Here is a 12,536-nt window from a genome sequence, read left to right as displayed (position 1 = left end):
AAGTAATACTAGGCAATGCTTTCAGCATAATCACCTGACACACCACATAGGAAATCAGGTACTCTAAATTACTAATCTTTTGAAATATTCTCTCATAATTTGGCACAGTACGTTTAATTTCATTGATATATGTTTTAGGGCCAACCTGCATGGCGTTCACCAACTCATCAAACCAATCTTTAAAAAACCTATTGTTAGGAGTCGTTGCTAAAAGCCAATTCTCGATGACTGGAGAATCAATATTGGTAGTGTTTTTTTTACGATAATAGGCAAAACTTTCGGTCTGATTTTGAGAAACCAACTCTTGAATCCAATCTAAATTTTCATAAACGATAATACTTGCATCTAACCAGATTCCTCCATAAACATGAAGTAATTTAAATCTGATTAAATCAGCTTTATGCTGAGGTAGATGAATATTTAAAGAATCAAAATCTATCTGTATAAATTGATCAACAGTTGTTGGTGTTAAAAAATGAACCTCATAATTTGCATTTATTAGCTTTATATTTTCTATGCATTTTTCCACAAATAATGGTACATCCCCCTCCCAATACAGCCAAATCAGCTTAGGTATTTTAACTTCTTCTGGCTTTGGATTAAGCGTAATCATATTTGCATAATTATGAATTTTTAAATTCGTGCCTCTAATCTTGTAAAAATACATGATATAAAACTTAAGCATATAATAAGTTTTTTTAAATATTTTCATCTAAATTATTTCCAACATGCTCATTGATTTATTCCTTTAATGATAAATATTCAATTATTAAGATATTCCATGAATTTTAAGAATTTAGTAGATATTTTAGTGCATGATAACGATCACGCCACATACGCTTCTGCTTTTTAAAGCCATATGATTTACTACGATTTTCAAGCATTTTTCGAGAAATACCCTGTGTTGCTACTGTACCTAAAATATCACTATCTACAGCAGCAGGCTTTACTAAAGCTGGCCAAATGCCTAAACCTTTACCATTTTGACTTAACCAAGTTTGAAAAAAGATATCCACTGGAAACACCATTGATCTACCTTTCTGTATAAATTCTTTTGCGCCTTTTCTAGACCAAATAAGTCCAAGGCCTCGAATTGGAAAATAAAAAGCATGCCATACATGATGCCCTTTTACTTCTACAATATCTTTCGCAAACTTCTTCTTTTTTGCTGCGATATTAATAAGATACCAATCCAGCTCTTGATGATGATCTAAATATTCTAGTACTTGATTAATCGTGTCTTTAAACTCAAGTGATATTTTCATATCATCTTCTAGAACCACTAAATAATCTGCGTCTGTACTTAAAAATTTTTCCGCACAACCATAATGACTTAAATAACAACCCAATTCAGAGTTCATAAGACTACGTCCCATGGCTTGATTGGTTCTGGCATCATCATAATGTTCAAATTCAGAAAGTGCTTTGCCTCTGCCATCGTATGCTGCAAAACGCTCGAACGGCCAATCAATCTCTTGTAGTTGCTGAGTCGCTGCAGCTAGACGCTCATCACTTCCGTCTAAATTAATTAAATAAGTTACAACTTTCATGATTAACTCTTAATGCTGAATAGATAGAGGTAAATAGTTTTTAAATTTAGCAATTAAAGCAAAAGATACCTTTTCTGCTTCTTTTGGATCAAATTGATCTAAACTCTGAATACAACCGAATTTAACAGCTGGATTATTCAGGTCTGATAAAAATGTAGATACTGAAGCTTCATTTTTTAAGTAAGCGATATTTATATCATTACACAAGATTGTTTTTTCTTCTCGAATTTTTAAATGGTTATTCAGCCCTACTGGTAAAAATTGAAAAGCACTTCTAAAACGATGCCTAATCTGTTGAGCTAATGTTGTAGGGTATTTCTGAAAATACTTTTGTAGTAAATCACGATCCAATATATGGGGACGATGATGAATTTCATAATATTTATTGAATCCACATAGTTCAGCACTAAGCATTTGAGCAATTGTATATTTAGGCTGTAAAGGTTTACCAAAATATTTATTAAGACCTTTACGTAGATTAAATTTTGCTTTAATTAAGGAGTTATTTTCCCAATGTCCATAGACTTTTATCTGATCACCAACTAAAAAATCATCTAATTCAGATGAGGCATTAAAAAAGAAATCATCATTCAAATAAATAAAGTACTTTGATAGCCCTGGAATATTCCACAGCATGGTTTCAATACTTAAAGAATTAAAAGTAGGTAAATATTGCTCATAACCTTTAAATATTGTCGTATGGTCAACTACTTGAATTTGATCAATGTGACATAAGCCTTGAGCAATGAATTCATCAAGATATGTAGGTTTTTGATCATCGGTAACAATATAAATTGTGCCTAAATAAGGCACATATTTCAAAATAGACGCAATGCAAAAATAGATTTCATCATTACTAGCAAATCGAGTTTCTTCTGCTGAACCTTTTACGATATTAGTAGATTGAAACTGTTGCCTTTTAAGTCGATGCTTTACATCATTGCCATCGACCCACGCAATAACAAAATCTATTTTTTCCATAATACTTCTAATCAACAATTAGGTTGAATAAACTCTATAACTTACTGCCAAGCATCCTTAATCCACTGCGATGGCAACACATAACGGTACCATTTCCCACCACCACCATTCACTGCATCTGGCGGATTAATTTCACCATGGAATACAATAATTTTAGCACCTTCAGGCTTCACAGGTGGCTTAAAGTAAGCCATCGGGATTTTTTGCAGGCAATGATATTTATAGCTCTTGCACCAGCTTTCTGGCCAGTATGTCTGTTTACCTTCACGGTCTACATACCAAGACAAATAGGCTTGCTCATTACGGAATTTTTTACGAATTTCATCAAAATTTTCACGAAAATAAGGCAAAAGCCCGGGAAAAGCACCCAGTTTAAACCGGTAAACCGAACTGTTACCGGTAATACGCCACGGCCGTTTCCAGTCATGAATAATCAGGAAGTCGCCCGGATAGGTAAAGAACTCATCGATATTATCGACTATCACCACGTCAAGATCGAGAAATAACGCATTGCCTTCCAAACCATACAGATCAGGCTCAAAAGTGGACAGCTTGTTCCAGCCACGCTCAGGCGCACCTTCAGGCAATGCCAGAGGTGGAATAGGGAAACATTGCACTGCAGGATCAATGCCTTCAGTACGATCCGTCAGACAGACCATTTTAAAGTCGACTGTCGTATGTCGTTTAACCATATTGTATAAACGATTGACGTATTCCGAACCGTATTTGGTTCCCCATTTCATACAAATAACGATGTTACTCATTGCGTATGCCTAAGCTCATCTTAAAATCTTCTTGATGCTGAATATGATGACATAAGTTCAGCCGAATAAGTACATCCGTTAAAAAAAACCTCTCAAATGAGAGGTTTTTTCAATCAGTAAATTCTTAATTACTTCACATAAGTTAACCAGTGTGCATATTTCGGGTCTTTGCCCTGAACTGCATCAAAATAAGCTTTCTGGATTTGAGTGGTGATTGGACCACGTACACCCTCACCAATTTGACGGTCATCATATTCACGGATTGGCGTGACTTCCGCAGCAGTCCCGGTAAAGAAGGCTTCATCTGCGATGTAGAATTCGTCACGGGTAATACGGCGCTCAATCACGTCATAACCCAAGTCTTTAGCAATGGTAATAATCGTTTGGCGAGTAATCCCATCCAACGCACCACCTGCGATATCAGGCGTATGAATCACACCATCACGTACCAGGAATACGTTTTCGCCAGAACCTTGGCATACATAGCCTTGTGGGTCGAGCAGCATCGCTTCATCATAACCTGAATGTGCCACTTCCTGATGCGCAAGAATCGACAAGGTGTAGTTACCTGATGCTTTGGCCTTACACATGGTCACGTTCGGATGATGATGGGTAAATGAAGAAGTTTTTACGCGAATACCCTTCGCCATTGCTTCTTCACCGAGGTAAGCACCCCAGCTCCATGCCGCAACTACGGCATGAATGGTATTGTCAGTTGCAGCGATACCGAGTTTTTCAGAACCAATAAAAATAATTGGACGTAAATAGCAAGACGCTAATTTGTTTTCACGAACAACATCAATTTGAGCTTGTTCTAATGCTGCTTGATCAAATGGAACTTTCATTTGATAAATTTTTGCAGAATTCAGTAAACGCTTCGTATGTTCTTTAAGACGGAAAATAGCCGTGCCATTCGGGGTTTCATAAGCTCGGACACCTTCAAACACACCCATACTGTAATGCAAAGTATGTGTTAATACGTGAGTTTTTGCCTCACGCCAGTCAACTAGTTGTCCATCTTGCCAAATGAAACCATCACGATCAGCCAAATTCATGCCACAAACTCCAATTTCTCACAATTATTCACTATCCAGTGCAAAGTCTGCACTTGGATCAATCAGTCTTTGCCATAACTTGCAAACGGTCATTCGGGTATCGTGCCAGTCGCTTGCAGACACTTGCATGGATTGATTTGCAAGGGCTAAGCGGTGGCTCTCGGCGCGTTCACGGAGATAAGCTTGAATCAGAGCAGTCGCATCGTCGCTGGATAAGCAACCTGATTTTGCGGCATCCTCAAGAATTCGTACATTGTCGGAGAAATGGGCGAGATCTTTATTCGTCCCACTCCAGGCCAACACCGCATACTGTGCCATAAATTCGATGTCTACGATACCACCTGCATCTTGTTTTAAATGAAAAATACCATCTTTTTTCTGCTCTTTAGAAGAACCCAGATGCTCCTTCATTTTCTGACGCATTTTCAGTACTTCTGCCCGTACATAATTTTCATCACGGGGCTGAATCAAAATATCCCGGCGCAAGACTTCAAACTTTTTCCGCAAGCTCATTTCACCCGCAATCGGACGGGCTCGCACCAGTGCCTGATGCTCCCATAACCAGGCACTTTTAAACTGATACTGTTCAAAGGCTTTTAAACTGGTGACCAACAGCCCAGCTTCGCCCGATGGACGTAAGCGGGTATCTACTTCATACACGCGTCCATCCAGTGTTTGCGTGGTCATCAGTGACATAAACTTTTGTGCAACCCGCATGGCAAATTCAAAGCCACTGATCGGCTTAAGTCCATCTGTATCGGCCTGTTCACCCATGTAGTGAATAAAGACCAGATCCAGATCCGAGCCATAACCCAGTTCAATACCACCGACTTTACCATAACCCAATACGGCAAAAGCAGTATGCTCAACTGAACAGCGCTGCCCTTCTGCATCCAGTGGGAAACCATGTTTTTTTGCGACAATCTGATAGGCTAGATGCAGGGCTGCATTGACCGATACTTCAGCAATATCGGTCAATGCATCGGAAACTTTCATCAGCGGGCTTTCTGCCAGCACATCACTGGCGGCAACGGCCAGCACATTGGATTTTTTAAATAGGCGCAAGACCCGCATCTGGTCTTCAACCTGATCAATCTCAATTCGCAACAGTTGCTGACGTAAGGAGTCTTCCAGATCTTGACGTTTTGGCAATTCAAAATCCATCGACAGAAACTCATCCAGCAGTACCGGATAATGAGTCAGTTCTTCGCAAATCCATGGACTGACCGTAGCCATTTTGACCAGACGCTGTAGTGCACCTTTACTCTCAATTAACATCACCAGATATACCGTACGGCGCATCACCGATTCGACTAGGGGCATCAAGCGCACCAACGCCACCTGAGGATCATCTGACTGTAAAACAGCTTCAATTAAATGTGGCCAGAAGGTTTTTAAACGTTGCACGGCCTTTGCTGGTAATTTTTTTAAGGCATGCCCATTCCAAAACTCATAAACGAGATTCTTCGCATTCTCATCCAACACTTCTTTCAGTTTTTTTTCCAGCTGTGAAAAACTTTCAACCAAGGTGTCAGGGCCATTTTCCTTGATTAAATGATCAAACTGATACATCACCTTGCCACGTTTTTCATTGAGATATGCCATAAAGCTGTCCCAATCAGTAAAACCAAGCGTGTCCGTCATCCGTGCCCTTAACTCTGGCTCTGTCGGTAGTGATTGCGTTTGCTGATCATTCAGTGCCTGAATCGCATGTTCAACCCGGCGCAGGAATAAATAGGCATCTTCCAGATCCTGCACCGCCTGTTCATCCAGCAACTCGGCATCATCCAGATGATTTAGATTCACCAGACACTGCCGATCCTGCAATTCAAGTTTGGCCCCGCCATAAATCAACTGAAACACCTGCACGATAAATTCGACTTCGCGAATGCCACCGGCACCGAGCTTGATATCATCTTCAATATTACGGCGCTGTACTTCGCGCTCGATCATGGCTTTCATTTCGCGCATAGCTTCAAATGCGCTGTAATCGACGTACTTGCGGAATACAAATGGGCGGGTCATCTCCAGCAGCTCATCGCCTTTTGGGCTTGGATTGACAATACGCGCTTTAATCCAGGCATAACGTTCCCATTCACGTCCATGCTGGCTCAGATATTTTTCCAAGGCCGCATGGCTAATGGCTAGCGCTGAACCATCGCCCCAGGGACGCAGGCGCATATCCACCCGAAATACAAAACCATCTGCCGTAATCTGATCCAGCAAATGAATCAGCTTTTGTCCCCACAGGATGCAAAACTGCTGCACATCAATACATTTACGCCCATCGGTTTCACCCTGCTCATCGAAGGCAAAAATCAGGTCGATATCACTGGAAAGATTAAGTTCTTGCGCGCCGAGTTTCCCCATGGCAATGACAATAAGATCCTGAACTTTTCCGTTATAGCCAATCGGCTGACCATACTTGGCAGCCACTGGAATACGGGCAAAATCTTTCGCCGCACAGATGCAGGCATCGGCAAAATCGGAGAGCTCTTGGGTGAGAGTAATGAAATCGGTGAGTTGATTGGCATCCTGCCAGATCCAGCGAAACATCAAACGAGCCCGCAAAATACGCATTGCGCGCATCCACGTTGCTTCATCGCTTATATTCAGGATGCAGTGCTGCACCAGCTGATCAATATATTCCCGACTGAGTGAGCCTTGAAACTGGTCAATTGCATAATCCTGTTCCAGTAAACTCTGGTGATTGGCCAATACCTGTTCGGCATATTGACTGGCTCTTAAGGTTTTCTGCAATTGTGCCGCATTCATCACTCAACTCTTCCCCTGAAACATTCTGCTTAGTTATAGCAGGAGTTTTGTCTCAGTGGGAATGTTTTAGTTTGAAATTTACTTCTTTAAGATTGCTCAGCATGCACATCTTCAAGCACTAACGCCTGATGATCATTGGTGACCATCGGTAAATGCACGGTAAAGGTCGTACCTCGACCCTCTTTTGAGTCCACGGCAATTTGACCATGGTTCAGGTCAATGAAACGTTTGCAGAGTACCAAGCCTAAACCTGCCCCTTTCTCTTCAGCTGTGCCTCTGACACTCACACCCAAAGTCGATTTAAACAGATTCTGCATCTGTTCTTCGGTCATGCCCAAGCCAGTATCCTGAATGGTAATTTTAACCTGCTCGCCTTCCATCTCCGCAGCTAAAATCACTTTACCGCCTTGATTCACCGGGGTAAATTTAAGCGCATTCGACACCAGGTTCTGCAAGACAGAGGTAATCATGTTGATATCTGCATGTACCTTGATGTCTTCAGGAATATTATCGACCAGTTCGATCTTTTTATTTAAGGCCAGACTTTTCAGGACGCTACACACAATCTTGCTAGATTGTTTCAATTCATAATTGATCGGATGATAAACAAAGCGTCCACCCTCTGCCATCGCCCAAGTCAGCAGGCTTTCCAGCAGGTTATAGGTCGATTGTGCATTATCATATAAATAATCCGCAATACTCTGAATACTGGATTCATCCAGGGTGTCACGTTCCTGTGCCAGTACTTCGGAAAAGCCAAGCAAGCCGTGAAACGGTGCACGCAGATCATGCGCAATAATCTGGAAAAATTTAGTTTTACTGAAATTTTGTGCGCATTGCTGCTCGTATAATTCTTTCAGCTCAGTATGTTCTTGATTGAGCTGAATTTGAATCACTAAACTTTCAGCAAATTGTTTAATGGTGGCAATATCGTCCTGATCAAACAGTTCGGTCTGATCATCAAAGAAAACGACCTGTCCAAAAGACACACCGCTACTGGATTTTAAATTGAAGGCGACTAATCTCTGATGCACTACACCGAGATCTTTCACATAATTTGACAGTTCTGTATAAACAGGATGATTCTGGTCGATGACATCTGCCTGTTGCAGATACGTAGGCAGATTCACTTCCTGCGGGGCGTGCAAGGCCCGGAAACCGCGCGGACAGCTGTACCAGATATACGGTTCCGTGTGGAAGCCGATAATGCTGGTTTTAACGTTTAAAACTTTACGGGCGATCTTACAAAAGGTGTCTAATAGGTTGTTGGAGGTATAGACACCTAAAATGAGAGATATACGACACGAGCTTAATTGCTCCGTATTCTGACCGACATCTAGCAGTTTTAGTTCCATGTCTGTCTCTCTGAATGTTTATGGAATATAGAAAACACAGCCGACCAAATTCATACAATCAATAACAAAGATTCTATATTTACTCAACGATGAAAACTCACCTATAGGTTAAAGGATTTGTTAACCTGTTTCTATCCAGATACATTCTTAACTGCAAAGCACTGATATTTAATTAATTAAGAATAACTTGAAAATTTACTATTCGAAAAAAACCTACATAAGTATTTGAAATTAATATATCTCACCTAAAATAAGCATGTTTATTTGTATTTACTGTAACACACTATTGACTAAAAATACCCACCATCGCTTTTTACCCTATTTAGAGTAAAAGCTAATGATTTTTCAATTATATAGCTTGACCTTATGATTAAAAATAAATTTTATATCAGGCTTCATTTATCTAATAACGCTCAGAATTAATTTTTAATTTTTAAAAATATCTTAACAATTCTAATGTACGAAATATTTAAATATCAGCATTCCGACTAAAAACAGGCCAAAAAAACCACTGAGAATTGTAAAGAATTTACATTCATTAACAAATTAATTGCAGAAATTTCGTGTTTTTTATCCTCAATGCAGTTTTAGAAGCTGGAATAGTAATATTAAGATAGATCACTTATAGACCATGCATGTCCAAGTCAAACCAATCGGCTCAAAACAGCTATAAAAAAGCGGCCTAAAAAGACCGCTTTTTTACAGGGCTGCTTAATTGTCAGAAATCAACGCCACTTGCTGTACATAGTTAAACAGCTTTAATTTAGAAGCATTCACCTCTTCTTCAGGTGCTTGATTCTTTAAATCTCGGTGTACCCGAAGATAATGTTGACGTAAGGTATGACGCTCTGTCGCATTATAGGTTTTGGTAAATTCATTGATGGCCGGATCTCCATCTTTGACAATTCGATCCACCCAACGCTGTAATTGAGCTGTCTTTTTAAGACCTTGTTTGGGTGTTAAATAAGACAAAATCACCGTTTCATTTTCATTGCGTAATAATTTACCAATCCGTGAAAATTGACGACGACGTGCTTCATGTGAACTAATTGCCTGCACATCAAGCAAGGCGTCAATCAAACGCTCATCTACGGGTAGGTTTTTAATTTGTTTAGCGCTTAGCTCTGCAAGCTGCGCACCTAAAGCAGCCATACGCTGGACTGCTTTTTTCTGTTCGGTCTTACTTGCGCGTCCCTCTAAAGAATCAAAATCTTCTTCAGTTAAACTGTTCGGTCGACGTGCCACGATTAATCTGCCTCATAAAATTTTGCTGCAAATAGTGCCTGAATTTCAGATAAGGCTTTGTCCTCGTCTGCTCCTTCAATCACTAAGCGTAAAGTTGTTCCTTTGCCTGCACCAAGCATGAGCAATGACATGATATTTTTGGCATCTACCAATTTGTCAGCCTTGCCAATCTGGATACTGGAACGAAATTTGGTGGTAACTTCTATCAGTTTACCAGATGCGCGTGCATGTAAACCCAGTTTATTAATTACGTCAACTGTCGTATCAATCATGACCAGTGCTTCATTTCTCGATGGAGGACTTGAATAGACCATTTTGCCTCAAGGGCTTTTTTTAGTCTATCCACAATATAAACAGAACGATGCTGACCACCAGTACAGCCTATCGACACGGTCATATAATGACGGTGCCCTTCGGCAAAGGTCGGCAACCACTTGTCCAGAAAATGATACAGATCATTGAACATGTCCTCGACCTGATCGCTCTTTTGTAAAAACTCCTGCACCGGCTGATCTAGCCCTGAAAATTTGCGCAGTTCCAGTTCCCAATGCGGATTTGGCAAATGCCGGACATCAAAGACATAATCGGCATCCAGTGGAATGCCATGCTTATAACCAAAGGATTGCAGAATTAAAATCAGGTTATCGGCCTGTCCGAGCTTGGACAATAAGGTATGTTTCAGGTCATGCACGCTTTTATCGGTGGTATCGATATGCACCGTAGAACGCAACTGAATCGGCATCAACAGGATTTTTTCTTCCTGAATGCATTGATTTAGACTTTTAAAGCGCGACGCCAGAGGATGCGGCCGACGCGAAGCACTAAAGCGGGCAATCAGCTCCTGATCCTGCGTGGTCAGATAGATAATATCGACCGAACCATGCTGTTGCAGTTGCTCAAATACATGATCAAATTCTTGCAAATCTGCCCGGGTACTGCGCACATCGACGCCCAGCGCCAACTGTTCCAGATTATTTTCACTGTCCAGTTTTGCCACGATTTCGGGAAGCAATGCCAAAGGCAAATTATCAATACAGTAATAACCCAGATCTTCAAGCACCTGTAATGCAGATGATTTACCCGAACCAGATTGTCCTGTGACAATTAAAATGCGCTTCATGCATGCTACCCTTTCATCTTAGCCGGCAGTGTATTTAACCTGCAGGTTATCGATCAGACGTGTATTCCCCAGCTTTGCAGCTATAAATAACACAAGATCTTGATTAAACGTATGAATTTTTTGTAATTCTGGAGTGCGGGCTTCAACATAATCCACCACAAACCCGGCATCGGTTAGAGTCTGGCGAATCTCCGCCAATACCGTATCCAGTTCCACACCTGCATGTAATTGCTGTTCAGCCTTTTGCAAGCTTTGATAAATTACCGGTGCGATTGCACGATGCTCTTCGCTTAAATAACCATTGCGCGAACTTAAAGCCAGGCCGTCTTCTGCACGGGCAATCGGTACACCAATCACTTCCAGTGGAATATTCAGGTCTTGTACAAACTGACGAATCACAGCCAATTGCTGGTAATCTTTCTGGCCAAAGAAAGCGTAATTCGGCTGTACGATGTTAAACAATTTAGTGACCACCACCGCCACGCCATCAAAATGGCCAGGGCGCTGCAAACCGCATAAATCATTGGCAATATCAGAGACACTGATATTGGTCAAACGCGGTTTTTTGCCATACATTTGCTCGACCGTCGGCGCAAAAACAATGTCACAACCAACTTCTGCCAAAAGTTGCTGATCCTGCTCAAGTGTGCGCGGATAGCTATCAAAATCTTCATTGGGTCCAAACTGGATTGGATTGACAAAGATACTGACCACCACTACATCACACAACTTACGCGCTTCACGCACCAGATTTAAATGTCCCTGATGCAGATTGCCCATGGTCGGTACAAAACCGATAATCTTGCGACTGGTACGTGCCGGATTTAATGATGCCGCTAAGCCCTGAATGGTGGTTTCTGTTTTCATCTTACAATTCAACCTGAAAAGTTTGTTCTGGTGCCGGGAAAGATCCATCTAAAACTGCAGCATGGTAGGCTTTAAAAGCATCCAGAATTGCAGTCGCACCCGATTGTTCTTGCATAAAATTACGTACAAATTTTGCAGTGTGACCAAAGGTCAAACCGAGCATATCCTGAACCACCAGTACTTGGCCATCTGTAGCTGCACCCGCGCCAATACCAATGACCGGAATCTGCGGAAACAGTTCTGTGATTTCCTGGCCAAGCTGTGCCGGTACGCATTCAAGTAGCAATAGTGCAGCTCCCGCCTCTACTACTGCCTTACAATCAGCGATGAGCTGATCGGCCGCTTCACGAGTACGGGCTTGTAGTTTATAACCGCCAAAGACATGTACCGACTGCGGAGTAAGACCCAAATGCACACACACCGGAATACCGTTACGGGTCAGCACTTGCACGGTTTCTGCCAACCATGCACCGCCTTCCATCTTGACCATTTGTGCGCCAGCCTGCATCACGGTTTTCGAACTTTGCAAGGCATCATTCAAGGTGGCATAGCTCATAAATGGCAAGTCAGTCATGATAAAAGCATGCTGGTTACCACGGCGTACCGCAGCCGTATGATAGGCCATATCTGCAACCGTGACCGGCAAAGTCGAATCACGCCCCTGAATTGACATTCCCAGAGAATCGCCAATTAAAATGCTGTCCACTTCGGCAATTTCCATGGCTTTGGCCATACTGGCATCATAGCAAGTCAGACATGAAAATTTGCGTCCATCTGCTTTAAAGCGTCTTAAATCACTCAGACTAACCATGAAAATGTTCCTC

General features: G+C 41.4%; 12 protein-coding genes. All 12 read right to left on the bottom strand.

From position 1 onward, the window contains the following. Window positions 1–712 (bottom strand): glycosyltransferase family 32 protein (locus WAK81_RS10545; RefSeq protein WP_422196765.1); only part of this gene is annotated, 712 nt, incomplete at its 3' end. Window positions 713–788: 76 nt separating this feature from the next. Continuing rightward, the gene (locus tag WAK81_RS10540; protein WP_422196764.1) at window positions 789–1,550 is read right to left on the bottom strand and encodes a glycosyltransferase family 25 protein; all 762 of its coding nucleotides are present in this window, start codon (window positions 1,548–1,550) and stop codon (window positions 789–791) included. Between the two features lie 9 nt (window positions 1,551–1,559). Beyond that, entirely contained in the window at window positions 1,560–2,531 is a 972-nt protein-coding gene (locus WAK81_RS10535) for a Stealth CR1 domain-containing protein (RefSeq protein ID WP_422196763.1), read from the bottom strand. 41 nt (window positions 2,532–2,572) lie between these two features. Beyond that, a complete protein-coding gene (locus WAK81_RS10530) occupies window positions 2,573–3,295 on the bottom strand; it encodes a hypothetical protein (protein ID WP_004647484.1) in 723 nt (240 codons plus the stop codon). Between the two features lie 128 nt (window positions 3,296–3,423). Next, a complete protein-coding gene (locus WAK81_RS10525; RefSeq protein ID WP_004278329.1) occupies window positions 3,424–4,350 on the bottom strand; it encodes a branched-chain amino acid transaminase in 927 nt (308 codons plus the stop codon). Window positions 4,351–4,374: 24 nt separating this feature from the next. Next, window positions 4,375–7,125, bottom strand: coding sequence for a bifunctional [glutamate--ammonia ligase]-adenylyl-L-tyrosine phosphorylase/[glutamate--ammonia-ligase] adenylyltransferase (glnE, locus tag WAK81_RS10520; RefSeq protein ID WP_422196762.1), 2,751 nt, complete (start codon window positions 7,123–7,125; stop codon window positions 4,375–4,377). An 86-nt stretch (window positions 7,126–7,211) separates the two neighbouring features. Beyond that, window positions 7,212–8,480, bottom strand: a complete 1,269-nt coding sequence (locus WAK81_RS10515; protein ID WP_422196761.1) for a sensor histidine kinase — start codon at window positions 8,478–8,480, stop codon at window positions 7,212–7,214. Window positions 8,481–9,191: 711 nt separating this feature from the next. Further along, window positions 9,192–9,725, bottom strand: coding sequence for a ribosome biogenesis factor YjgA (gene yjgA / locus WAK81_RS10510; RefSeq protein WP_004278333.1), 534 nt, complete (start codon window positions 9,723–9,725; stop codon window positions 9,192–9,194). Window positions 9,726–9,727: 2 nt separating this feature from the next. Then, window positions 9,728–9,997: an HPr family phosphocarrier protein gene (locus WAK81_RS10505; protein ID WP_034438008.1), complete on the bottom strand. Its 270-nt coding sequence runs from the start codon at window positions 9,995–9,997 to the stop codon at window positions 9,728–9,730. Continuing rightward, window positions 9,994–10,845, bottom strand: coding sequence for an RNase adapter RapZ (gene rapZ / locus WAK81_RS10500; RefSeq protein WP_422196760.1), 852 nt, complete (start codon window positions 10,843–10,845; stop codon window positions 9,994–9,996). Before rapZ ends, WAK81_RS10505 begins: the two co-directional genes overlap by 4 nt. Window positions 10,846–10,863: 18 nt before the next feature. Continuing rightward, on the bottom strand, window positions 10,864–11,712 hold the full coding sequence (gene panC, locus WAK81_RS10495; RefSeq protein WP_422196759.1) for a pantoate--beta-alanine ligase: 849 nt from the start codon (window positions 11,710–11,712) through the stop codon (window positions 10,864–10,866). A gap of 1 nt (window position 11,713) precedes the next feature. Beyond that, window positions 11,714–12,523 (bottom strand): 3-methyl-2-oxobutanoate hydroxymethyltransferase, encoded by an 810-nt coding sequence (panB, locus tag WAK81_RS10490; RefSeq protein WP_004278337.1) that lies wholly within the window; start codon window positions 12,521–12,523, stop codon window positions 11,714–11,716. Between the last annotated feature and the right edge of the window lie 13 nt (window positions 12,524–12,536).

Origin of the sequence: Acinetobacter sp., assembly GCF_049284435.1 — a bacterium.
In the GTDB taxonomy this organism is placed as follows: Bacteria; Pseudomonadota; Gammaproteobacteria; order Pseudomonadales; family Moraxellaceae; genus Acinetobacter.
The sequence above is the reverse complement of the archived record's forward strand: the minus strand, read 5'-3'. Positions and strand labels throughout refer to the sequence as shown.